The organism is Kineosporia rhizophila (assembly GCF_021277265.1).
Taxonomy (GTDB): domain Bacteria; phylum Actinomycetota; class Actinomycetes; order Actinomycetales; family Kineosporiaceae; genus Kineosporia; species Kineosporia rhizophila.
The window spans coordinates 34,727-56,164 of record NZ_JAJSOH010000016.1; the positions used below are offsets into that span (position 1 = coordinate 34,727).

General features: G+C 70.2%; 21 protein-coding genes and 2 pseudogenes. 15 read left to right on the forward strand and 8 right to left on the reverse strand.

Annotation, left to right across the window (positions count from 1 at the left end; translation table 11 throughout):
* Nucleotides 1–8 precede the first annotated feature (8 nt).
* Nucleotides 9–380 (reverse strand): PH domain-containing protein, encoded by a 372-nt coding sequence (locus LWF15_RS21670; protein ID WP_232812715.1) that lies wholly within the window; start codon nt 378–380, stop codon nt 9–11.
* A gap of 137 nt (nt 381–517) precedes the next feature.
* Between LWF15_RS21670 and LWF15_RS21675 the strand changes: the two genes are divergently transcribed.
* On the forward strand, nt 518–979 hold the full coding sequence (locus LWF15_RS21675) for an iron chaperone (RefSeq protein ID WP_232812716.1): 462 nt from the start codon (nt 518–520) through the stop codon (nt 977–979).
* 10 nt (nt 980–989) lie between these two features.
* On the opposite strand, the gene LWF15_RS21680 is transcribed toward LWF15_RS21675, so the two are convergent.
* Both LWF15_RS21680 and LWF15_RS21685 read right to left on the reverse strand, forming a co-directional pair.
* Nucleotides 990–1,544: an SHOCT domain-containing protein gene (locus LWF15_RS21680; protein WP_232812717.1), complete on the reverse strand. Its 555-nt coding sequence runs from the start codon at nt 1,542–1,544 to the stop codon at nt 990–992.
* Between the two features lie 67 nt (nt 1,545–1,611).
* The gene (locus tag LWF15_RS21685) at nt 1,612–2,427 is read right to left on the reverse strand and encodes a hypothetical protein (protein WP_232812718.1); all 816 of its coding nucleotides are present in this window, start codon (nt 2,425–2,427) and stop codon (nt 1,612–1,614) included.
* 349 nt (nt 2,428–2,776) lie between these two features.
* On the opposite strand from LWF15_RS21685, the gene LWF15_RS21690 reads away from it, so the two are divergent.
* The 3 genes from LWF15_RS21690 (at nt 2,777) to LWF15_RS21700 (ending at nt 5,392) form a co-directional block, all read left to right on the forward strand.
* Complete coding sequence (locus LWF15_RS21690) at nt 2,777–3,868, forward strand: acyl-CoA dehydrogenase family protein (protein ID WP_232812719.1); 1,092 nt, start codon at nt 2,777–2,779, stop codon at nt 3,866–3,868.
* Between the two features lie 206 nt (nt 3,869–4,074).
* Nucleotides 4,075–4,758, forward strand: a complete 684-nt coding sequence (locus tag LWF15_RS21695; RefSeq protein ID WP_232812720.1) for a type 1 glutamine amidotransferase domain-containing protein — start codon at nt 4,075–4,077, stop codon at nt 4,756–4,758.
* A gap of 40 nt (nt 4,759–4,798) precedes the next feature.
* On the forward strand, nt 4,799–5,392 hold the full coding sequence (locus tag LWF15_RS21700) for a TetR/AcrR family transcriptional regulator (RefSeq protein WP_232812721.1): 594 nt from the start codon (nt 4,799–4,801) through the stop codon (nt 5,390–5,392).
* 9 nt (nt 5,393–5,401) lie between these two features.
* Here LWF15_RS21700 and LWF15_RS21705 read toward each other — a convergent pair whose 3' ends face one another.
* Nucleotides 5,402–5,698 carry a putative quinol monooxygenase gene (locus LWF15_RS21705; protein WP_232812722.1) on the reverse strand — a complete coding sequence of 99 codons (297 nt, stop codon included), beginning with the start codon at nt 5,696–5,698 and terminating at the stop codon, nt 5,402–5,404.
* Nucleotides 5,699–5,803: 105 nt separating this feature from the next.
* Between LWF15_RS21705 and LWF15_RS21710 the strand changes: the two genes are divergently transcribed.
* The 3 genes and pseudogenes from LWF15_RS21710 (at nt 5,804) to LWF15_RS21725 (ending at nt 7,837) form a co-directional block, all read left to right on the forward strand.
* On the forward strand, nt 5,804–6,301 hold the full coding sequence (locus LWF15_RS21710) for a DUF427 domain-containing protein (RefSeq protein WP_232812723.1): 498 nt from the start codon (nt 5,804–5,806) through the stop codon (nt 6,299–6,301).
* Nucleotides 6,201–7,117, forward strand: a pseudogene (locus tag LWF15_RS38190) (threonine aldolase family protein). Before LWF15_RS21710 ends, LWF15_RS38190 begins: the two are co-directional and overlap by 101 nt.
* Nucleotides 7,118–7,186: 69 nt before the next feature.
* Nucleotides 7,187–7,837: a TetR family transcriptional regulator gene (locus LWF15_RS21725; protein WP_232812726.1), complete on the forward strand. Its 651-nt coding sequence runs from the start codon at nt 7,187–7,189 to the stop codon at nt 7,835–7,837.
* A 61-nt stretch (nt 7,838–7,898) separates the two neighbouring features.
* Here LWF15_RS21725 and LWF15_RS21730 read toward each other — a convergent pair whose 3' ends face one another.
* Together LWF15_RS21730 and LWF15_RS21735 are read right to left on the reverse strand one after the other, a co-directional pair.
* Nucleotides 7,899–8,321, reverse strand: a complete 423-nt coding sequence (locus tag LWF15_RS21730) for a roadblock/LC7 domain-containing protein (protein ID WP_285618015.1) — start codon at nt 8,319–8,321, stop codon at nt 7,899–7,901.
* Complete coding sequence (locus LWF15_RS21735) at nt 8,318–8,542, reverse strand: hypothetical protein (protein WP_232812727.1); 225 nt, start codon at nt 8,540–8,542, stop codon at nt 8,318–8,320. Before LWF15_RS21735 ends, LWF15_RS21730 begins: the two co-directional genes overlap by 4 nt.
* A 410-nt stretch (nt 8,543–8,952) precedes the next feature.
* On the opposite strand from LWF15_RS21735, the gene LWF15_RS21740 reads away from it, so the two are divergent.
* The 7 genes and pseudogenes from LWF15_RS21740 (at nt 8,953) to LWF15_RS21770 (ending at nt 15,200) form a co-directional block, all read left to right on the forward strand.
* A complete protein-coding gene (locus LWF15_RS21740) occupies nt 8,953–10,179 on the forward strand; it encodes a sensor histidine kinase (RefSeq protein WP_232812728.1) in 1,227 nt (408 codons plus the stop codon).
* A 41-nt stretch (nt 10,180–10,220) separates the two neighbouring features.
* Nucleotides 10,221–10,817, forward strand: a complete 597-nt coding sequence (locus LWF15_RS21745) for a LuxR C-terminal-related transcriptional regulator (protein ID WP_269810626.1) — start codon at nt 10,221–10,223, stop codon at nt 10,815–10,817.
* Nucleotides 10,818–10,829: 12 nt separating this feature from the next.
* Complete coding sequence (locus LWF15_RS21750) at nt 10,830–11,513, forward strand: hypothetical protein (protein WP_232812855.1); 684 nt, start codon at nt 10,830–10,832, stop codon at nt 11,511–11,513.
* A 104-nt stretch (nt 11,514–11,617) separates the two neighbouring features.
* Nucleotides 11,618–12,922: pseudogene (locus LWF15_RS21755) on the forward strand (GNAT family N-acetyltransferase).
* A gap of 67 nt (nt 12,923–12,989) precedes the next feature.
* Complete coding sequence (locus LWF15_RS21760) at nt 12,990–13,349, forward strand: hypothetical protein (protein ID WP_232812731.1); 360 nt, start codon at nt 12,990–12,992, stop codon at nt 13,347–13,349.
* 134 nt (nt 13,350–13,483) lie between these two features.
* Nucleotides 13,484–14,209 (forward strand): flavodoxin family protein, encoded by a 726-nt coding sequence (locus LWF15_RS21765; protein WP_232812732.1) that lies wholly within the window; start codon nt 13,484–13,486, stop codon nt 14,207–14,209.
* A 64-nt stretch (nt 14,210–14,273) separates the two neighbouring features.
* On the forward strand, nt 14,274–15,200 hold the full coding sequence (locus LWF15_RS21770; protein WP_232812733.1) for a DUF5996 family protein: 927 nt from the start codon (nt 14,274–14,276) through the stop codon (nt 15,198–15,200).
* A gap of 6 nt (nt 15,201–15,206) precedes the next feature.
* On the opposite strand, the gene LWF15_RS21775 is transcribed toward LWF15_RS21770, so the two are convergent.
* Complete coding sequence (locus LWF15_RS21775) at nt 15,207–17,954, reverse strand: ATP-binding protein (protein ID WP_232812734.1); 2,748 nt, start codon at nt 17,952–17,954, stop codon at nt 15,207–15,209.
* A complete protein-coding gene (locus LWF15_RS21780; protein WP_232812735.1) occupies nt 17,951–18,220 on the reverse strand; it encodes a hypothetical protein in 270 nt (89 codons plus the stop codon). The genes LWF15_RS21775 and LWF15_RS21780 overlap by 4 nt, the downstream gene beginning before the upstream one ends.
* A 764-nt stretch (nt 18,221–18,984) precedes the next feature.
* Here LWF15_RS21780 and LWF15_RS21785 point away from each other — a divergent pair.
* A complete protein-coding gene (locus tag LWF15_RS21785; RefSeq protein WP_232812736.1) occupies nt 18,985–21,210 on the forward strand; it encodes a discoidin domain-containing protein in 2,226 nt (741 codons plus the stop codon).
* Nucleotides 21,211–21,438: the final 228 nt, after the last annotated feature.

Consider the following 21,438-nt stretch of genomic DNA (forward strand, 5'->3'; position numbering starts at 1 on the left):
GTACCGCCTCAGAGCACGTAGGAGGCGATCATCTGGCTGATCTGGCGGATGTCGGAACCGCCCCGGAACTCGAACCGCACCTTGCCCACGGCGCTGAACCACAGCTCGAGCTCGGCGTCCAGATCGAAGGTCCCGGCGGTCTCGATCGAGAAGACCTGCACCTTGGAGTAGGGCAGGCTGGTGAAGTCCTTCTTCTTGCCGGTCATGCCCTGCACGTCGACCGCGATGATCCGCTTGTTGGTGAAGACCACCAGGTCACGCACGGACTTGAAGGCGTACACCAGCTCCTCGCCGTGGATCAGCAGCGGTTCGACGGGCCGCGCGTCCCGGGTCGAGGCCGCAGTGAGCTTGAACGTGGAGTCGGTCGCGAAATCGATCACCCCGGCAGTCTAGGCAATCCGGCCAAAGAGGGCAGCTTCCCGAACCGGTCAGGATTCGAGAAGCCTCCACCCACCGCGCGGCCGTAGCGTTCCGGCCAGACACCACGACGACGAGTCAGCGCGAGAGAACGTCCAGCATGCCGGCGAAGAAGACCACCACGCAGACGAGCGGACCGGCAGACGGGTTCAGTCCCGAGGAACGCGCGGCCATGAAGGCCCGGGCCGCCGAACTGCGGGCCGAGGGCAAGAAGGGCGCCAAGAAGGCCGACGGGCTCCAGCAGGTGCTCGACGCCATCGCGGCCATGACACCGGCCGACCGTGAGCTGGCCGAGCGGGTCCACGTGGTGGTCACCGGGACCGCCCCCGACCTGCAGCCCAAGACCTGGTACGGCATGCCGGCCTACGCCGACGCAGCGGGCAAGGTGGTGGTGTTCTTCCAGGAGGCGGGCAAGTTCAAGGCCCGGTATTCCACGCTCGGCTTCCAGGACGCGGCGAACCTCGACGAGGCCGGGATGTGGCCGACCGCCTTCGCCCTGGTGGAGTGGAACCCGGACGTGGAGACCAGGGTGCGCGCCCTCGTCAAGGCGGCCGTCTCCTGACCGTGCGCCCTCAGATCTGTTCGAACAGTTGACGTTTGCGGGTCTCGAACTCGGTGTCACCGATCTCGCCGGCCTGGTGCCGGGCCCGCAGTTCAGCCAGTTCGGCCAGCGGGTCGGCCGAGGGCACAGCCTCGGCCGGGGCCCGCATCGTGTTCTCGGCGAAGGTGACGGCCTGGTTGCCCAGAACCTGATCCACCTCCATCTCGCTGGAACGGGTCAGGAGCGCCAGGGTGCTGAGCCCGCGGTGTTCCTGACCCGAGGCGCCCAGGACGTCGGCGCGGTCGATGATCAGCGCGCTCTGCGGCGCGGCCCCCTCGGCCACGAACAGGATCCGCCGGGTGGTCAGGGCCAGCACCCCGGCCACCTTGCCGTGGCGTCCCTCCATGACCTGCTGGACGACCTCCTCCGGCGTCAGCAGCGTGGCCAGGGCCGCCACCTCGGCCTCGCACGGACGCCCGAAGGCGGCCCGGTCGGCCGCCTCGACCAGGTCGTCGCGCACGTGGGCGGCGCGAAGCCGTTCACCCGCGGTCGGCCGGCGCAGCCAGGAGAAGAGTCCGCCATCCATGCCCGCATTGTCGCAGGCCGGAGTGCCCGGGCAGAGCGCCGGGCCGGGCCCGGCGCCCTACCGGGGATCAGCGAGCCGGTTTCACCTTGACGTAGTCGCTGCCCGAGGTGGAGGCGGCGGTGGCCTCGGTGGCGGGGTGGTGGGCCCGCCAGTCCCCCGAACGCTTGGCGACCACGCTGGTGTCCACCTTCCCGCCGGTGGCCGTGACCGTCTTGACGGTGCGGTACTTCTTCTCCCCGACGGCCCGGAACTGGATCTGCACGGTGGCGTCGACACCTTCCCAGGTGCCGGTGTTCCAGTCCGCGGTCTCCAGGTCGGCCGCCAGGTTGATCTTCTTGCCCTTGCGGACCGGTTCGGGAGAGGCGTCGAGGCTGTCACCGAAGCGGGTCTGCCGCAGCAGGGTGATGGTCTCGGACAGCTCGAAATGGCCACCCCCGTCGTCGTCCTTGGCGTTGTGGTCGGCGTCGACGAAGGCACCGGCGTAGATCGGGTTCGGGCCGGTGAGGTCGTTGCCGGGCACGAAGTCGTAGCCCCGGTACGTGCCCCCGATCGGGTTGATCACGCCGGAACCCCCGTGGGTGCAGTCGAAATTGGTCGGGCCCTGCAGCATGTCGTAGTTGCAGGCCGCGAACCAGAACGCGTGTGCGCTGGTGCCGATACCGGCACCCCGGACGGCGAACTTGACGTCCTGGTCGTCGCAGGTGGTCCGGACCCCGAACTGCACCCGCTCGGCGCTGGTGCCGATGACCACCCGGTCGGGCAGGATGTCGGTGATGCTGCAGGACTCGACGTTCTTGGCCGCCTGAGCCGGCCCGGCGAGCAGGAGTGAGGTGGAGGCCAGGGCCGTGGTGGCCAGCCCGACCATGACGGTGCGCTTGATCATCGGGGATCTCCCGTCGACTACGTTGGTGACAGCGAACACTGAAAGACCAGCTCGAGAGCCGGTTCCTACGCTTGCGGACCTGCTGCTGAACAGGGCCCGGCCCAAGCCACGAAGAGGCATGACACGTCCCCCCTGGACGATGGCGTCTCCCCCGAGACCTCACCCAAGGTAAGCCGTGTCGGCCACCTTTTGGGCGGTTTTGCGCAAGAGTGCAGCAACCTTCTCACAGCCTCACGTAGGCCGATCCACCCCTGCACGGTGCACGCCTGCCCCGTCATTCGTTCCGTTCACCAGGCTCACCCCGGGCCACCCCTGGACATCCCGTCAGCGACGTGAAAGGAAGCCAGGCATGGATGACAACCAGTGGCTGAAGACGGTCCGGGACCTGGCCGAGGGCTTCGCCCAGAACGCGGCCCGGCACGACGCCGAGGCCACCCTGCCGGTGGAGAACCTCCAGGCCCTGAACGCCTGCGGCCTGGACACCGCGCTGTTGCCGGCCCCCTACGGCCAGGGCGTCTCCTACCGGACCGTCGGGCAGATCCTCACCGTCCTGGCCGAGGCCTGCCCGTCCACCGCCACGGTCTGGCTCATGCACGTCGGGGCCGCCCAGGCGCTGGTCGGGATGTCCGCCCCCGGGCAGGCCGCCCACTACGCCGCCGAACTGGCTGCCGGAAAACGTTTCGCCAACGCCCTGTCCGAGCCCAGCAGCGGCAACATGTTCCTGATGCCGCAGCAGAGCGCCTCCCCCACCGAGGGCGGCTGGACGCTCAAGGGCGCCAAGCGGTTCGTCTCCGGCTGCGAGATCGCCGACTACTTCCTGGTCAACGCCCTGATCGACGGTGTCCCGGGCTTCTTCGGGCTCAGCAAGGACGAGACGATCTCGTTCGTGCCGATCTGGGACACGATGGGGATGCGGGGCACCCGTAGCCAGCTGATCTCGTTCGAGGACACCCTGCTGCCGGCCGAACGGCGCTGCGGCATGCCCGATCCCACGGTGGCCAGCTTCATCGCGGTGGGCCTGCCGTTCCTTTCCGTCGGCATCGCGCAGGCGGCTCTGCAGGCTCTCGCCGAGCACGCGCGCTCCCGCTTCCTGCCGGGCGCCGGCACCACCCTTTCGAACATGCAGTGGCTCAAGTTCGACACCGCGGCCCTGTACGTGAAACTGCGCGGCGCAACGCTGCTGGCGGGTGAGGCCATGAGCCTGGCCGATGCCGGTGATCCCCGGGCGACCCTGGTCGGCATGGAGGCCAAGCTGGCCGCCAACGAGATCGCCAAGGAGATGGCCGCTCTGGGGGTGAAGGCCGGTGGAGGGTCGGGCTACCTGAACACCTCGCCGATCCAGCGGCACTTCCGCGACGCTCAGGCGGGCGCGCTCATGGCGTACTCGGTGGAGGTCTGCTCCGACGAGATCGGCGGGCAGGTCCTCAACCCCAGCAGCTGAGAGCTGCGGCGACGCACCGTCCCGAGAACCCGGTGGGCCCCTGCCCCACCGGGTTCTCGCTTTTTTCTTGAGGACGCCGGTGGGCACCTCACCAGGTCGGGGCACCTGCGCTCGACACCAGTAGACCAGTCGTCTAGTGTTCTTTCCGGCGGCCTGCCAGGCCGTCCGGAAGCAGCCGACCCCCGGAACCAGCGAGGCGCATCACCATGAAGGTCCTGATCGTCCTAACCTCTCACGACCAGCTCGGCGACACCGGCCGCAAGACCGGTTTCTGGCTGGAGGAGCTGGCCGCGCCGTACTACCGGCTGAAGGCGGCCGGCGCCGAACTGACGCTCGCCTCCCCCAAGGGCGGCCGGCCCCCGCTCGACCCCAAGAGCAACGAGCCCAGCTCACAGACCGACCAGACCCGTCAGTTCGAGGCGGACCCCGAGGCCATGGCCGCTCTCGCCTCCACCGCGGTGCTGTCCACCGTCGACGCGACCGACTTCGACGCCGTCTTCTACCCCGGCGGCCACGGACCCCTGTGGGACCTGGCCGAGGACCGGGACTCGATCGACCTGATCCAGACGTTCGTCCGCTCCGGCAAGCCGGCCGCGCTGGTCTGCCACGCCCCCGGCGTTCTGCGGCACGTGGTGAACGAGGACGGCACGCCCCTGGTGGCCGGCCGGAAGGTCACCGGCTTCACCAACACCGAGGAGGAGGGTGTCGGCCTCACCGACGTCGTTCCCTTCCTGGTCGAGGACATGCTCGTCGAACAGGGCGGCGTCTACTCCAAGGGTGAGGACTGGGCGTCCTACGTGCTGCAGGACGGCCTGCTGATCACCGGGCAGAACCCCGGCTCCTCCGCCGCGGCCGCCGACCTCCTGGTCGAGGCGCTGCGCGGGCAGTGAGCCGGAGACGACCGGTCTAATGAGGGGATATCCTGCCCTCATGCCCCCCAGAAGCGCCGGCCCGGACACCCGCGTGGCCCTGCTCGACTCGGCCGAGAAGATCTTCTCCCGCAAGGGCTACGCGGGTGTCGGGATCAACGAGGTGCTCTCCAGCATCGGCGTGCCGAAAGGCTCCTTCTACCACTACTTCGCCTCGAAGGACGCGTTCGGCGAAGCCGTGATCACCTTCTACTTCGAGCACTACCTGCTCGAGATGGACCAGATCATGGGTGACAGCGGCCGCACCTGGGCCGATCGCCTGATGGCCTACTGGCAGAACTGGCGCGAGACCCAGAGCCTGGACGAGTGCCAGGGCCGCTGTCTGGCCGTGAAGCTGGGGGCCGAGGTGGCCGACATGTCCGAGCCCATGCGCCTGGCCCTGAAGACCGGGACCACCGGGGTGATCGACCGGCTGGCCCGGGCTCTCGAGGGCGGGGCCGAGGACGGGTCGCTGACCCTGGACGGCGAGGCCCACGCGATGGCCCAGTCCCTCTACGAACTGTGGCTCGGGGCCAGCGTCATGGCCAAGGTCAACCGCAGCCTGCAGCCGATGGACAACGCCGCCACGGTGACCCGCCGGCTCCTGGGGATCTGAACGTCCCGGTCAGATCGACGGGTCGAGGACGCCCTTGGTCAGGACCGGGGCACCGGCCAGGTGGGGCCCCAGGGCCGTGGGGGCGCCGGGCCCGGCGCGGAACTCCCGGTAGGCCTCGTCGGCCTCCATCGACTCCCAGTGCTCGACGACCACCAGGTGCGCAGGGTCGGCCTGGTCGACCATCACCTCCACGCTCCGGCAGCCGGCGAAAGTCCTGGTCTCCTGCAGGACCTCGTGCAGCACGGGCAGGCCCTCGGAGAGGGTCTCGGGCCTGAGCCGGAACTCGAGCACCGCGATCACGCTCATGACTGGTCGCCTTCCCTCGTGCGTTCGCCACCTGTGCCACAGACGTTAACCACTGCCGGGCGGGGCTGCGCGACCGGGCCTGATCGGGCAGGGTTGAATCCAGCCATGAAACCCGTGACCCCGCATCCGATCGGCCCCGGACAGGAGTCGGTCTGGGACTACCCTCGCCCACCGGCCCTGGTCCGCAGCACGAAGCGAGTGCTCGTCCGGGTCGGCGGCACGCTGATCGCCGACACCGACCGGGCCTGGCGGGTGCTGGAGACCTCGCACCCGCCGACCTGGTACGTGCCTGCCGACAGCATCACTCCCGGGGTGCTGCGACGTTCGGAGAAAGCATCCACGCTGTGCGAGTGGAAGGGCGCAGCCACCTACTGGGACGTGGTCACACCGGCCGGGGTGTTGCCGGCCGCGATGTGGTCGTACGAGACCCCGACCGCTCGCTTCGCCGACCTCGCCGGTGCGCTGACCGGATATCCGGCCCAGCTGGAGTGCACGGTCGACGGTGAGCGGGTGCGCCCGCAGGAGGGCGGCTTCTACGGCGGCTGGATCACCGACGACGTGGTCGGCCCGTTCAAGGGTGGTCCGGGTACCTGGGGCTGGTGACCCGGCGGAAAATGGCTTTTTCGGCGGCGAGGACGTGTACACCCGGCACCTGGCCCAGGTGTTCCGCGACCACTTCGGTGACCACGTGCGTCCGTACGCGGCCCTGAACGGGACCGGCGCCAACGTCCTCGCCCTTCAGGCCGCCACCGACCGCTGGGGCGCGGTGATCTGTGCCGAATCCGCCCACGTGCACGGGGACGAGGGCGGGGCCCCGGAGAAGGTGGCCGGGATCAAGCTGCTGCCGGTGCCCACCGGCGACGGCAAGCTGCGGGTGGACGACCTGCTCCGGCAGGCCTGGGGCTTCGACGACCCGCACCGGGCCCGGCCCCAGGTGGTCACCCTGGCCCAGGCCACCGAGACGGGCGCCGTGTACACGCCCGAGGAGATCGCAGCGATCACCGAGTTCGCCCACGGGCAGGGGATGCGGGTGCACCTGGACGGCGCCCGGCTGGCCAATGCCGCTGCCCACCTGGGCGTTCCGCTGCGGGCGCTGACCAGTGACGTCACGGGGGGGGACGTGGTCAGCTTCGGCGGCACCAAGAACGGTGGCTGCGCAACGCCACCCACGCCAACGCCATGGCGACACTCCTCGCCGAAGGGCTGAAAGACCTGCCGGACGTGCGGATCAGCTATCCGGTGCAGGCCAATGCCGTGTTCGTGGAACTGCCCGCCGCCGCGGTGCGGCGCCTTCACGAGCAGTTCCACTTCTACGACTGGGACATCGGGCGGGGTCAGGTGCGCTGGATGACGTCTTTCGACACCACCGCCGAGGACGTGATCCGGCTGATCGAGGCGACGCGGACGTCCGTGGCCTGATCGCCGGTCACCGAGGGACGCGCCCGTGGCCTCGAGCGGGGACGGGAGCCGAGAACGGTACTATGAGCCATGGTCTCAGGGAGGCGGTCGACTGCAACAGCCGCAAGCGACAGCCCCGCCGAGACGCTGCGGGAGCGCCGGCGCCGTCAAACCACCCACGAGATCGGGACAGTCGCCCTGCGGCTGTTCGGCGAGCAGGGCTTCGCCCGGACCACGGTGGACGACATCGCCTGCACCGCAGGCATTTCCCGGGCCACCTTCTTCCGCTACTTCAGGTCGAAGGAGGAGGCCGCCCTGCACGACCTGGTCGATCTGGTCGGTGAGATGGACCGGCGCGGCCGGACGTCGTCACCGGTCGAGCCGACCCTGCCGGCCCTGGTCGAGCTCACCGCCGACCTGCTCGGCCGGGTGACGCCACCGCAGCGGGCGCGGTACGTGAGCCTGCGCAGGCTCATTCAGCGCGAGCAGGCGTTGCGGCAGGCCGCCGACGCGCACACTCACGCCCTGGCCGGGCGCATCCGTTCGCGACTGGTCGCAACGGCCGGCGCGGTCGACGGTTTCGAGGCACGAGTGGTGGCCGAGACCGCGGTCGCTCTGCTGCAGGCCACCCTGGACGAGTGGGTGGAGACGCCGGATGCGGATCTGGCGGTGATGTACCGGCAAGCCGTGGAGAAGTTGCGCCGGTGCACCACGCACACGTCAGAAAAACCTACGAGCTAAGCATTTTTGGATGATCGGGCCCCCGGCCGACGTGGTACGCCGACCGGGGGCCGACCTCGGCTCACATGTACGGTCGCGCGTTCCCGTTGGCGGCGCGCCGGATCTGCGGGGAAAGGTGCTCGCCGACCCGGTCGACCAGCACCGTCATCTCGTAGCCGACCAGACCGATGTCGGCGGTCGGCGCGGCCAGGACCCCCAGCCACGACCCGTCCGAGACGGCCATCAGCAGCAGGAAACCGCCCTGCATCTCGACCACCGTCTGGATCACCGAGCCGGCCGCGAAGAGCGAGGAGGCGCCGTTGGTGAGGCTGCCCAGACCGGACGCGACCGCGGACAACTGGTCGGCACGGTCGCGGGGCAGCCCGGCGGAGGCGGCCAGCAGAAGACCGTCGGCCGAGACCACGGCCGCGTGCGCCACGCCCGGAACCTGCTGTGCGAAACCGTCGACCAGCCAGGTGACGTCGGTGCCGGTGCCCGTGCTCACAGGTCGCCTCCTTGCCTCGAGGAGGAGCCGCTACCGGCCCCGCCGTCGTTGTCGGTGATGAAAAGACTTGTCCCGGCCGGATGGAAGGCCGATGCCGAGTGCGACCTGCGCAGCGTCTTGCGGGCGCTGGTCAGGGCCCGCTGGTAGCTGCCCAGCCGGGCCCGCACGATCACCGCGTCGGTACCGCGGTCCTGCTCGTCGGGCAGCCGGGGCCACTGCACCTTCGCACGCCGCCCCCTGCCCCTCAGGCCTGAGGTCGCCGGCCCACGGTGCTCCTCGGGCGCTGCCGGACCGAGCTTGTACAGATAACCGCGCAGGTCGATCATGCGCCGGTCACGGCTTCCGGCGACCGCGACGGCGCGGGCGGCCCGTGCTCGTCGACGAAGGTGCGGCGTCTGTCATGGCCCATCCTGTTCAGCCTGAGTCACAACATGCGACTAAGTCTCAGGAGAGTACTACGGGCCCATCACCGGCGTCACACGTTCGGGTAAAGATCGCTCAGGGCTGATCCTCGCCCGGCGCCGCCAGACAGTGCAAGGTCATGCAAGTGGCGCAAGGTAGTGCCAGGTCTACCCCGGCAGTCGTACTGGTGCGCTGTCGAGGGCGCTGCCAAGCACCCTAGCTTGGGCGCATGACCGACGCAGCACTCCGGTGGACGACCGGGTGGCAGTTCCCGGCCCCGGCCCGGCCGTGGCGAGGATCTGCCTACGCCGCCACGACAGCGGTGACCTCCAGCGTGCTCTGGCTGCTCCTGGCGATCCCGCTGACCCCGGTGATCTCGGCCGTCGTGGTGCTCAGCACCCGGCCGACGGGGGCCTACCTGATCGTGTCGGCTGGACTGCTCCTGATCGGACTCGGCCTGCTGGCCTCGCTCGGGCCCCGGCTCGCGCTCACCGTCGCTCGCGCCGAACAGTGGCGGCTGCGCCTGCTCGACGGAGCCCCGCTCCCGCACCGGGGGCACAGCACCCACCTCTGGCGAGCGGTCGCCCATCTGGTGCTGGTGGGTTTCCTGGCTCCCATCTGGCTGGGGGCGCTGGCCGTCCTCGCCCTGATCGTCGTGACGACGCCGCTGTCGGTCGAGCACTGGATCTCCGACGTCGGCTCGCTGACCGGTGTGCTGGTGCGCACCACCGGCGGACTGCTCCTGATCCCGGTCCTGCTCTACCTGACCCCGTTGTTCGGCTCCGGGCACGCCGCGCTGACGCGCAAGCTGCTGGAGCCCGAGCCGTCCGAGGACCTGGTCGAGGTGGCCCGGTCACGGGCCCGTCTCGCGCACGCGTTCGACGCCGAGCGCCAGCGCATCGAACGCGATCTGCACGACATCGCCCAGCAGCGCCTGGTCGCCCTGACCATGCAGATCGGCCTGGCCCGCCTCGACCTGCCCGGGTCCTCACCGGCCGCGGCGGCCATGAGCGCCGCCCACGAGCAGGCCAGGACGCTGATGACCGAGCTCCGGGACCTGATCCGCGGCATCAGTCCCCGAACTCTGCGCGAACTCGGGCTCCTGGCCGCGGTGGAGGAACTCGCCGCCGCCAGTTCCCTGGACGTGCACGTCGACGTCACACCCGGCCGTTACTGCGCCGAGGTGGAGACGGCGGCCTTCGCGGCGATCTCCGAGGCCCTGGCCAACGCCACGAAACACACCGACAGCACGCAGATCTCGATCACCGCCCGGCCAGAGGCCGGCCAGTTGCTGATCGAGGTCCGCGACAGCGGCCAGGGCGGCGCCGATCCCACCCGCGGATCCGGGATCACCGGGCTGGCCGACCGGGCCGCCGCGGCCGGAGGGCGACTGCTCATGTCGAGCCCGGCCGGCGGCCCCACCGTTGTACGGGTGGAGCTGCCGTGCGCGTCGTGATCGCCGAGGACTCGGTCCTCCTGAGGGAGGGACTGACCGCCATGCTCGGTCGCTTCCGGATCGAGGTCGTCGCCGCGGTCGGGGACGCCCCGGCCCTGCTGAGCGCCGTCCCCGTCCACCGGCCCGACCTGGTGATCACCGACGTCCGCATGCCACCGGACTTCACCGACGAGGGTCTGCGGGCCGCCGTCGCCCTGCGCACGGCCCAGCCCGACCTGCCCGTCGTCGCCCTCAGCCAGTACGTCCAGCACAGCTACGCCGGGGACCTGCTCGCCTCCGGCTCCGGCCGCTCCATCGGCTACCTGCTCAAGGACCGCATCGGCGACGTGGCCGAGTTCGCCGACCAGCTACGCCGGGTGACCGACGGCGGCACCGTCGTCGACCCCGAGGTGGTCCGCCAGCTGATGCAACGCCGCCGCGATCCCCTGGCCCACCTCACGCCCCGCGAACGCGAGGTCCTCTCCCTGATGGCGCAGGGGCACTCGAACGCGGCCACCGCCCGGCTCCTTTCCCTGACCGAGGCCGGTGTGGCCAAGCACGTCGGCAACGTCCTGACCAAGCTCGACCTGCCGGTCAGCGACGACACCAACCGGCGCGTCCTGGCCGTACTCGCGTACCTGCGCAGCCGAACCGACTAGGAGCTCCTCCCCGTGATCACCATCGCCGCCCGGCGTTCCGACGCCGGGCTCCTCGCCATGGCCGGATTCCTGGCCATCGCATACTTTCTTGCCCCCGCGCTCCTGGGCCCAAGCCGTGTCGAAGACTTCCCAGACGCGTTCATCCTCTACTGGACCAGCGGCGAACCCGACTTCCCACCCGAGCTCCAGCCCATCGTCGACCATCAGTTCCGCTACCACCTGCTGCGCCTGACGATCACCCTTCTCCTGCTCGGGGTGCTCCTGGCGCTGGCCGCCCGGCTCCCCCGCCGCCGCCTGCCGCTCGGGGCACTCGCCCTCGTGGCAGCAGTGCTGCTGATCGCCAACGTCCAGGGCGCCGCGTCCCCCTTCGGCACCCTGCTGCCCAACCTTGCCTCCGACCCCCGAATGCCCGCAGTACTGGACGAGATCCGGGAACAGCTCACGAACGGCCCGGCATCTCCGGCCCTCGATGTGATGCTCGGCGAGTACACCCGCTGGCACGTCCTCAAAGCCCTTCTGATCGGGCTACTTTCGATCGTGCTCATCGGCCTTTCCGTGACCGCGTGGCCCCGGCGCCGCTGGGCGAGCCTGCTCACGGCCGCCGTGGCCGTTGCTGCGCTCGTGGTCGTCGCAGCCAACGTGAGCACCGTGGCCAGCCCCGACGCACCATTTCTGATGCTGATCGACGGCGGCTGAGCCGTGGGAGAACCGGGGCGGGAGCCTGTACACCCAATTGACCTGAAGGTACCTTTTGCGCGACGGGCTCGCAGGGGTGTCCGGGGGGAGTGAAGGGTCATCCGATGCGAGCTTCTGAGCGCTACCCGGTCCGGCCAGGCAGAGCGGCTGACCTGCCCGAGCTCGCCCGGCTCCAGGCAGAGGTGCAACTGCAGCCCCTGACCGGCGGAGAGCCGCACCCCGGCATCAGCGCCTGAGTCGAGGACCTCATGGCCGGGCACCCCTCGGTCGCCCCGGACGACTTCCTGGTGGCCGAGGATCCGGCAACGGGCCGCCCGGTGGCCAGTCTGGTCATGCTCCGCCAAGAATGGAGCCTGACCGGAGTCCGGCTGCCCGTGGTCCAGGTCGAACTGGTCGGCGTTGCACCGGATCACCGCGGGAACCAGCTGACCGAAAAGCTTTTCCACGTTCTGCATCAGCGCTGCGTGGCGGAAAACATCCCGGTCCAGATGATCGAGGGCGTGCCCTACTTCTACCGGCGACTCGGGTACGACTACGCACTGGCTCATGGCGGAGCTCCGATGCTGCCCGCGCCCAGCGAACCCGCCCACAGCCAACTGCCGGTCCGCCCGGCCGTCCCGACCGATGCGGCAGCCCTGGCCGCCATCGACCGGGAAACGGCAGCCGGCCAGACCCTGACCTGCCCCAGGGACGAGGAGACGTGGCGCTATGAGATCAGCGGGCGGCAGCAGAAGGACATTGCTCGCCGCTGCATCGCCGTCCTGGTTCAGGGCGACGACGTTCGCGGCTATCTCGCCCACAGCGCCCGTCTCTCACCCACCGGAGAGCTCACCACCGTCGCGGCCGCCTGCCGGCAACCGATCGACTGGCCGCAGGCAGCCCCCGCCCTGCATGAGTACCTGGTCCACGTCGGCCGCTCGTACGCGCAGGCCGCTGGGCGCTCGTTCACCGGGGTGCGCCCACTCCTGCATCCCAACCATCCGCTGATCCGGTTCGGTCCCCCGGGAGTGCCCAGGCGGGCCAACGGCTGGTACGTGCGCGCCGCGGATCAGGTCGACCTGCTCAGCCGGCTGCAACCAGTGCTGCGCTCGCGCCTGCAGGCCGCCGGTCTGCGTTGGCCGGAGCCGACTCTCGTCATCGACACCTACCATCGCGCAGCCCAGCTGGAGTTCGACGGCGGCGAGCTGACGGCCATCAGCGAAAGGCCCGGCGTGATCAGCCCCAGCACCGACCCGGGTACCCACGCCGCCCTTCCGCCGGCTGCCCTGCTGCACCTCGTCCTGGGCCATCGCACACTGGCCGAGATCCTCCACGCCTGGCCCGACTGCACGGTGAGGGACCGCATCAGCGAGCGCTTCCTGGCCGCCCTCTTTCCCCGGGTGCCCGTCCACGTCTGGCCCCTCGGCTGACGCCACGCACAGCTGGGGCGTGCTTTCCGCCGTAGCGAGGTCAACAATGCCCGCCTACCCTCGAGACATGCCAGGACGTGCCGAGCGGGACACCTTCGCCGACACCCTGCGCAATTTGCCGCGGGCCGCCGACACCTCCGACGGCGAAGAGATCGTTCCGTGCGATCCGGACGGCCGCCCCCTGCCGGAGCCCCGGAGAATGCCGATCAATCAGGCCCGCCCCTGGATCAAGCGGGAGCACGTGCCCCTCGGCGTCTGGCCCTGTGGCTTGCCGATCACGTGGGTGCCGGCGGCCGACCGGGCGGCCCTCGCCACCCGGCTGCGCCGAGCTGAGGGCAAGGACTGCAACGTCGCCGGCGACGCCCTGCTGTTCTCCCTGCCGCAGGACGGGCACGCGGTGGTCATCGACGAGAGCTGGCGGGCCTGACCGATTGACCGACCGATTCGGTGACGGTCGGCGCACTCGAAACTGGATGTCGGGCGTCGAGCCGGTGCTCGGCGCTGTCCGGTCCGATCTGACGGGCCGGGGTCAGTGATCGTTGGTAATCCGGAAGGACCCCCATGACCGCGTCGGTGATCGAGAAACCCGACTTCACCGGGCTGCGTGCGATGTACGTCAACTGCACCCTCAAGCGCTCCCCCGAACCCAGCCACACCCAGGGGGTGATCGACCGCAGCGCCGCCATCATGGAGGCCAACGGGGTGGTCGTGGAGCAGGTCCGCGCGGTCGACCACGAGATCGCCACCGGCGTACGCCCGGACATGACCGACCACGGGGCGGCCATCGACGAGTGGCCGGCGCTGCTGGAGCGGGTTCTGGCGGCCGACATCCTGGTGATCGGTGGGCCGGTCTGGCTGGGTGACAACAGCTCGGTGACCCGGCGGGTGATCGAGCGGCTCTACGGGTACTCCGGTGTTCTGAACGAACAAGGCCAGTACGCCTATTACGGACGGGTCGGTGGTTGCCTTCTCACCGGCAACGAGGACGGGCTGAAGCACTGCGCGATGAGCATCCTGTTCAGTCTGCAGCACATCGGGTTCAGCGTGCCGCCGCAGTCCGACGCGGGGTGGCTGGGTGAGGTCGGGCCCGGGCCCTCCTACCTGGACGAGGGTTCCGGCGGTCCGGACAACGACTTCACCAACCGCAACGTCTCTTTCATGACGTACAACCTGATGCACCTGGCCTCGTTGCTGCGGCGGGCCGGTGGGTTCCCGGCCTACGGGAACCAGCGCACCGCCTGGGACGCCGGTACGCACCCGGACCACGCCAATCCTGAGTACCGTTGACCAGAACGAGACCCGCAGACGTCCTCAAATACTCTGCCGCAAGCCCTCTGAGGAGACAGAACCGATGACCGGCCCGACGTCGACGAGCTGGCCGAGCCTCCGGGTCTCGGACTGGACCGACACCCGTGACACCCTGCACATGTGGACGCAGATCGTGGGCAAGATCCGGATGGCCCACACTCCCCTGCTGAATCACTGGTGGCAGGTGACCCTGTACGTCAGTCCACGCGGGCTGACCACGTCCAGCATCCCTCACCGCACGGGCGCTTTCGAGATCGAGTTCGACTTCGTCGACCACCAGCTTCGGGTGCGCAGCAGCAACGGCGGTGTGCAGACCCTGGCCCTACGGCCGATGGCCGTCGCCGAGTTCTACGCCCAGGTTCTCGGCCTGCTGGCCGGACTCGGCATCGAGGCGCCGATCCGGCCGCACCCCAACGAGGTGGACCCGGCGATCCCGTTCGCCGAGGACCACGTGCACAACTCCTACGACGGCGAGGCCGCCACCCTGTTCTGGCGCCAGCTCCTGCAGGCCGACCGGGTGATGGGCGAGTTCCGGTCGCACTTCGTGGGCAAGGTCAGCCCCGTGCACTTCTTCTGGGGCGGAATGGATCTGGCCTGCACCCGCTTCTCCGGGCGCTCGGCCCCGCCGCACCCGGGCGGGGTGCCCAACTGCGGCGACTGGGTGATGGTCGAGGGCTACTCACGCGAGCTGTCCAGCTGCGGATTCTGGCCCGGCGGCGGCGAGGAGGGCGCCTTCTACTCCTACGCCTACCCGGCCCCCGAGGGCTTCGCCGAGCAGCTGGCCGGGCCCGATGGAGCCTTCTACAGCAACGACTTCCAGCAGTTCCTGTTCCCCTACGAGGCCGCCCGGGCCGCCCCGGACCCCGACCGCGCGGTCGCCGAGTTCCTGCGGACCACCTACGAGGCCGCGGCCGACCTCGCGAAGTGGGACCGGGCCGCGCTGGAGGACAACCCGTTCCGCTGGAAGTGAGCTGGTTCAGTCGCCGGCCGGGCCCAGCCGCAGGCCGTCCTCGAAGTTGATCCGGGCCAGCTCGCCCCGGGAGGTGATCCCCAGCTTGGGGTAGACGCTGGCCAGGTGGTGGCCGACCGTGCGGGGGCTGATCAGCAACTGGGCAGCGATCTCGCGGTTGGTCAGGCCGTCGGCGGCCAGGCGGGCCACCCGCAGTTCCTGAGCCGTCAGGCCGGCCGCCGAATCGGGGGCCCGCCGGGCGGCCGGGCCATCGGCCAGGTCCAGTTCACGCAGGGCCCGGACCCGCAGCGGCTGGGCGCCCAACCGCTCGAATATCTCCGCAGCTCCGCCCAGTTCGAGCCGGGCATCGGCGCGGCGCCGCGCACGCCGCAGCCATTCGCCGTACAGCAGACGGGTGCGGCCGTACTCGAACGGGCTGCCTCCCAGGCCTTCTTCCAGGGCGGCCCGGAACAGTTCCTCGGCCTGCGGGCCGCCGTCCATGATGGCGCGCGAACGGTGATGGCCGGCCCGGGCCCAGGTGGCGCCCGAGCGCTGCGCCCACTCGGCCAGCAGGACGAGGTTGGCCTCGGCAACATGGGGGCTGCCGGTCTGTACGGCTGCCTCGATCGTGTCCACCGAGGCGGTCACCGCCGTGCTGGGATGCGCGGCCTCGTGGCCGGGCTTGGCCAGGCACTCCAGATCGACCAGCGCATCCTGAGCCCGCCCAGCGAACAGCGCCGCTCGCCCGCGGTGCCAGTAGGCCGCCGCGCTGAGGGCTCGTACCCCACGTTCCAGAGACACCTTCAGGATGTGATCGATGTGCTCGGCGGCGGCGCGCTCCTGGCCTCGGGGCGCGGCCAAGGCGGCCAGGGTGCCGTGGAACTGGGTGGCCACGTGATCGGCCCCGACCTCCTGGGCCAGCGGCAGCCCTTCGGACGCGGCGGCCTGCGCGACGTCCCATCGGCCCGCCGCCGTGTCCAGGATCGCGGTCTGGGACAGCACCATCGCCAATCCGGCCAGCTCGTGCCGGCGCCGCAACTGCTCGGCCTGCACCCGCAGCACGTCCAGCAGGTCGCCCTCGACGCCCCAGGCCTGCACCAGCGGCACTGGGGGCAGCAGTTCCCAGGCCGCCCCGCTGAGCCGGGTCACGGTCTCGCCGGAGAACTCCAGCCGGACCGGGCTCTCCCGACCGTCGGGGTCGTAGCAGGCCCACCAGTTGCGCAGCACCGGCAGCAGCGCAGCCAGGGCGGGCTCGTCGTCCAGGGGCAGACCCCGCACCTGCTCCAGCGCCTCCTGCTGCAGGTCGGGACGTCCGGCCGACCAGGCGGCCCGCACCGCCACCGTGCCCAGCTGCACGGCGCGGGTCGTCTCGGCCACCTCGCTCATGTCACCGACCAGGTAGCGGTGGGCCCGTTCCGGCCGACCGCTCGCGAACTCGAGAATGCCGCGTAGGCCGCCACTCGTCCGTACCACCGCGACCTCACCGCTGAGACCCTCGGCCTCTTCCAGCAACTCCCGGGCCAGCTCGGCGTCACCGCCCTGCCAGGCCGCGCGGGCGGCCGCAGCCAGCCGGCGGCCGGCCGCGTCCGGCTGGGGCGAGAGCTGCGCGGCCCGGCGCAGCGTGCGCGCCGCGATCGGCCCCGCGCTGAGGCGCAGGCACTGCTCGGCCGTCTGCTCCAGCAGCTTGGCCACGTCCTCGTCCGGCCCGTCCGCCGCGGTGGCCAGGTGCCAGGCCCGTTCCGCCTCGGCCTCCACCGGCAGAGCGGCGGCCAGCGCCCGGTGGGCGGCCTGCCTCTGCAGGAACGGCGTCGCCTCGTACACGGCCGCCCGGACCAGGGGGTGACGGAACTCCAGCCGGGTACCCGAGGCCCGGACCAGGCCCGAGCGCAGGACTTCGTCCCAGGCGGCCGGCCCCACCTGCCACTCGGCCCCGGCCCGGTGCACGAGGTCGCGATCCCCCCGGTCCTCGGCCGCAGCCAGCAGCAGCAGGGCCCGGGCCGGCGGTGTCATGGCCGCGGCCCGGCCGGTGAACGCCCGCTTCAGCCGCGGGCCGAGCGGCGGGTCGGCCGGCCTGCCCAGCGGGGTCAGGGCCTCGGATTCCGGCTTGATGGTGGGCAGTTCGTGCAGCGCCAGCGGATTGCCTCCCGCCGCCGCGACCGTGCGCTCCACAAGTTCCCGGTCGGCCCCGGGGATGACGTCGGCCACCAGTTCGCGGGCGTCGTCCTCGGCCAGACCCGCCACGTGCATCGCGGGCAGCCCTTCCCAGGGGCCGCCGGCCGGGTCCTGGTGTCCGGTGACCAGGAGCGCAACCGGTTCACCGGCCACCCGCCGCGCCACGAAGCCCAGGCAGTGCGCGCTGGCCTCATCGATCCACTGGGCGTCGTCGATCACCACGAGCACGGGCCGTTCCTGGGCCAGCCGGCTGATCAGCGAAAGCACGGCGGCCCCGACCCGGAAGAGCTCGGTCTCGTCCCGGCCCAGCCCCAGCGCACCGCGCAACGCCGCCGCCTGCGCCGCGGGCAGGAGGTCCAGCTGGTCGGTCACCGGCCACAGCAGCTGGTGCACAGCCGCGAAGGCCAGCCCCGCCTCCATCTGGGTGCCCCGGCAGCGCAACACCACGGCCTCGGAGGCGGCTTTGGCCGCATATTCCAGCAGGGCGGTCTTGCCGATGCCGGGTTCGCCCCACAGAACGAGCGCGGAGCCCGCACCATCGGCCGCCCGGTTCAGCAGTTCGTCCAGGGCCGCCGTCTCGGCCTGCCGTCCGAACAGCTTCATGGCGCCCCTCCAAGGTCGTGCTGCACCGCGATGGTGCGGCTCGGCCGTTCGAGGCTATAACGACCCGCACCGGGCCGGAGGTGACCGATTGACCAGCCGATCCGGGCGGAGGGCCGGCGGGCACTGCTGCGCAGGTAGGGCCAGCTCTTAGGGCCGGCCTTGCCGTCTTCGGTCAGGTCGGCGTCGGGGTAGACCGCGTTCTGGGAGTTGGTGACGACGACACCGTCGATCGTGCCGGATCGTGCGGGCGGTACTTCAGCAGACACTGGGCCTCGATACCGGCGGCGGACGACCGGGTCGAGGACGGCTGGACCGTGGAGCCCCCGTGGTACCCGGCCCAGAGAGCGTTGCAGGCGTGGGCCGGGCTCGCCAGACCGACCAGAAGAGCACCACCGATCAGGGCGAGAGTCGTTGCAGTGAAGGCACATTACTGACGTAGATTCCTACCGGCTCCTTCGGTTCCGCAGCGTTTCGGGCCGCCGCGAGGGCGACCGGTCTGACCCTGGAACGGGACAGATCGGTGACAAAAACTCGTTCTTCGATCCAAAGCCAAAGCCCCCCGTTCGTCCGTGAATTAGACCTTTGCGGCTCGGGGGACCTCGCCTGCAGAAGGCCGGATCTGCGCGGTCACGCGCCCCCTTATCCATCCCGTAACAGTCCCGGCGAGCGAGCCCGCCCACCCCTCACCGATCTCCGAAAATTGTTCGAAGCCGAAAACTTTCAGGTCCGGACAGGTTGTCCGTTCGGCGCACTCGCGCGCCCCGCAGATTGACACTCGGGGTCCCGGTCACCGATGTTGAGAGCGATCTCCTCTGCCCTCTGCCATCCCTGACCGGAGGACACCACCATGGAAACGCCCCACAGTCCTGCCCACCCCCACCCTGCTGCCCAGCGGCGCCCGACCAGGCCACCGACCGGTAGATGAGGCAGTCCGCCTGACGTCCTTCCGGATGTCGTCACCCCTGTACCCAGGGCCTTTTTCAGTTCCTGACGCCCTGTCATTCGTCACGCCCATTTTGAGGAGTCAAGGATGTCTCCCGTCCCACGTGCGCACCTCCGCCGCAGTCGCCGGTACCCGGCACTCCTGATCGGCTCCGTCCTGGCCCTGATGGCCGGTTTCCTGACGTTCACGGTGCAGCCGGCCAGCGCCGCCGACACCCTGCTCTCGCAGGGCCGCCCGGCCACCGCCTCCTCCAGCGAGAACGCCGGGGCGCTGGGGGCCGGCCTGGCGGTCGACGGCGACACCGGCACCCGCTGGTCCAGTGCCTGGTCGGACCCGCAGTGGCTGCAGGTCGACCTGGGCAGCACCCAGACGATCAGCCAGATCCGGCTGAACTGGGAGGCCGCCTACGCCTCGGCGTTCACCATCCAGACCTCGGCCAACGGCACGAGCTGGACGAACATCACGCCCACCACCGCGGGCAAGGCCGGCCTGCAGACCATCGACGTGAGCGGCAGCGGCCGCTACGTGCGGCTGCACGGAACCGCCCGGGCCACCGGATACGGCTACTCGCTCTTCGAGTTCCAGGTCTACGGCGGCACCACGCCGACCGACCCGACGCTGCCGACCTCCGACACGCCCGACTTCGGCCCCAACGTCAAGGTCTTCGACCCGTCGACCCCGACGGCCACGATCCAGTCCGCCTTCGACTCGGCCTTCAACGCCCAGCTGGTCAGCCCCACCGCGCAGTTCGGGCCGCAGCGGCACGCCTTCCTGTTCAAACCCGGTACTTACGGACGGGTCTGGGCCAACCTGGGTTTCTACACGGCGGTTGCCGGCCTGGGCCAGAACCCGGACGACGTCACCATCAACGGCGCGGTCAACGTGGACTCCGGCTGGAACTACGGTGACACGGCCAACGCCACCCAGAACTTCTGGCGCAGTGTCGAGAACATCTCCATCGCCCCCGAGGGCGGCACCAACCGCTGGGCCGTCTCGCAGGCCGCCCCGATGCGCCGCGTGCACATCAAGGGCAACCTGACCCTCGCCCCGTCGAACCAGGACAACGGGCAGGGCTACTCCAGCGGCGGTTACCTGGCCGACAGCAAGGTCGACGGCAAGGTCTCCTCCGGCTCGCAGCAGCAGTGGTACACCCGCGACAGCTCGATCGGCAGCTGGGAGGGCGGCGTCTGGAACATGGTCTACTCCGGCGTGCAGGGAGCACCGCCGAACGCCTTCCCCAACCCGCCGCACACCACCCTGGCCACCACCCCCGTCACCCGTGAGAAGCCCTACCTGTACGTGGACAGCGCCGGCAAGTACCGGGTCTTCGTGCCCTCGCTCAAGCGCAACTCCGCCGGCGCCACCTGGCCCAACACCGCCGGAAGCTCCATCCCCATGCGGGAGTTCTACGTGGCCAAGCCCAGTGACAGTGCCGCCCGGATCAACTCGGCCCTGGCCCAGGGCCTGAACCTGTTCTTCACCCCCGGCACCTACACCCTCAACGAGACCATCAAGGTCACCCGGGCCAACACCGTCGTGACGGGCATCGGCTTCCCCACCCTGATCCCCTCCGGCGGGGTCACCGCGCTCAGCGTCGCCGACGTCGACGGGGTCAAGGTCAGCGGCCTGACCTTCGACGCCGGCACCACCAACAGCCCGAACCTGATGACGGTCGGCACCGCCGGTGCGCACACCGACCACGCCGCCAACCCGGTCAGCATCCAGGACGTCTTCTTCCGCATCGGCAGCAGCGTCCAGGGCAAGGCCACCACCACCCTGACCGTGCACAGCGACGACACGATCATCGACCACATCTGGGCCTGGCGGGCCGACCACGGCGGCGCCCCCACCGGCTGGAACGTCAACACCGGCGACACCGGCCTGATCGTCAACGGTGACGACGTGCTGGCCACCGGCCTGTTCGTCGAGCACTACCAGAAGTACGAGGTGATCTGGAACGGCAACCGCGGCAGGACCATCTTCTTCCAGAACGAGAAGCCCTACGACGTACCGAACCAGGCCGCCTGGATGAACGGCTCCCAGAACGGCTACGCCGCCTACAAGGTCGCCGACAACGTCACCGAACACGAGGTGTGGGGCGGCGGCTCGTACGCCTACTTCAACGTCAACCCGGCGGTGAAACTGGACCACAGCTTCGAGGTCCCCAACCGCGCCGGGGTGAAGCTGCGCAGCATCCTCACCGTCTCGCTGGGAGACGTGGGAACGATCAGCAACGTGGTCAACAACACCGGCGGAGCAGTGCCCAACCCGGCCGGGAACACGGTGCCGCGCAACGTGGTGTCCTACCCGTGAGGTAGCCACTCGTCGAGGGTCAGCCCCGCAAGGGCTGCGGAACCCGGCCCGACCAGGCCGGGTTTCGCGGTCCGGGACCTGGCGTCCCCGGAACCAGAGAGGTCCACGACGACAACAGCGCCACCGACCGGATCGACATCGAGTCCCTTCCGGCACCGAAGCGGGAAGCCGTCCAGAACTTCACCCTCGCGGTCGCCGCCGACCGGTGAACGCCTGACATGATCCCGG

Coding starts and splice junctions, on each gene's coding strand:
- LWF15_RS21765 (WP_232812732.1), top strand. CDS start 13,484: ATGACCGCGTCGGTGATCGAGAAACCCGACTTCACCGGGCTGCGTGCG.
- LWF15_RS21710 (WP_232812723.1), top strand. CDS start 5,804: ATGAAACCCGTGACCCCGCATCCGATCGGCCCCGGACAGGAGTCGGTC.
- LWF15_RS21745 (WP_269810626.1), top strand. CDS start 10,221: ATGCTCGGTCGCTTCCGGATCGAGGTCGTCGCCGCGGTCGGGGACGCC.
- LWF15_RS21725 (WP_232812726.1), top strand. CDS start 7,187: ATGGTCTCAGGGAGGCGGTCGACTGCAACAGCCGCAAGCGACAGCCCC.
- LWF15_RS21785 (WP_232812736.1), top strand. CDS start 18,985: ATGTCTCCCGTCCCACGTGCGCACCTCCGCCGCAGTCGCCGGTACCCG.
- LWF15_RS21695 (WP_232812720.1), top strand. CDS start 4,075: ATGAAGGTCCTGATCGTCCTAACCTCTCACGACCAGCTCGGCGACACC.
- LWF15_RS21675 (WP_232812716.1), top strand. CDS start 518: ATGCCGGCGAAGAAGACCACCACGCAGACGAGCGGACCGGCAGACGGG.
- LWF15_RS21760 (WP_232812731.1), top strand. CDS start 12,990: ATGCCAGGACGTGCCGAGCGGGACACCTTCGCCGACACCCTGCGCAAT.
- LWF15_RS21775 (WP_232812734.1), bottom strand. CDS start 17,954: ATGAAGCTGTTCGGACGGCAGGCCGAGACGGCGGCCCTGGACGAACTG.
- LWF15_RS21705 (WP_232812722.1), bottom strand. CDS start 5,698: ATGAGCGTGATCGCGGTGCTCGAGTTCCGGCTCAGGCCCGAGACCCTC.
- LWF15_RS21700 (WP_232812721.1), top strand. CDS start 4,799: ATGCCCCCCAGAAGCGCCGGCCCGGACACCCGCGTGGCCCTGCTCGAC.
- LWF15_RS21740 (WP_232812728.1), top strand. CDS start 8,953: ATGACCGACGCAGCACTCCGGTGGACGACCGGGTGGCAGTTCCCGGCC.
- LWF15_RS21680 (WP_232812717.1), bottom strand. CDS start 1,544: ATGGATGGCGGACTCTTCTCCTGGCTGCGCCGGCCGACCGCGGGTGAA.
- LWF15_RS21770 (WP_232812733.1), top strand. CDS start 14,274: ATGACCGGCCCGACGTCGACGAGCTGGCCGAGCCTCCGGGTCTCGGAC.
- LWF15_RS21685 (WP_232812718.1), bottom strand. CDS start 2,427: ATGATCAAGCGCACCGTCATGGTCGGGCTGGCCACCACGGCCCTGGCC.
- LWF15_RS21690 (WP_232812719.1), top strand. CDS start 2,777: ATGGATGACAACCAGTGGCTGAAGACGGTCCGGGACCTGGCCGAGGGC.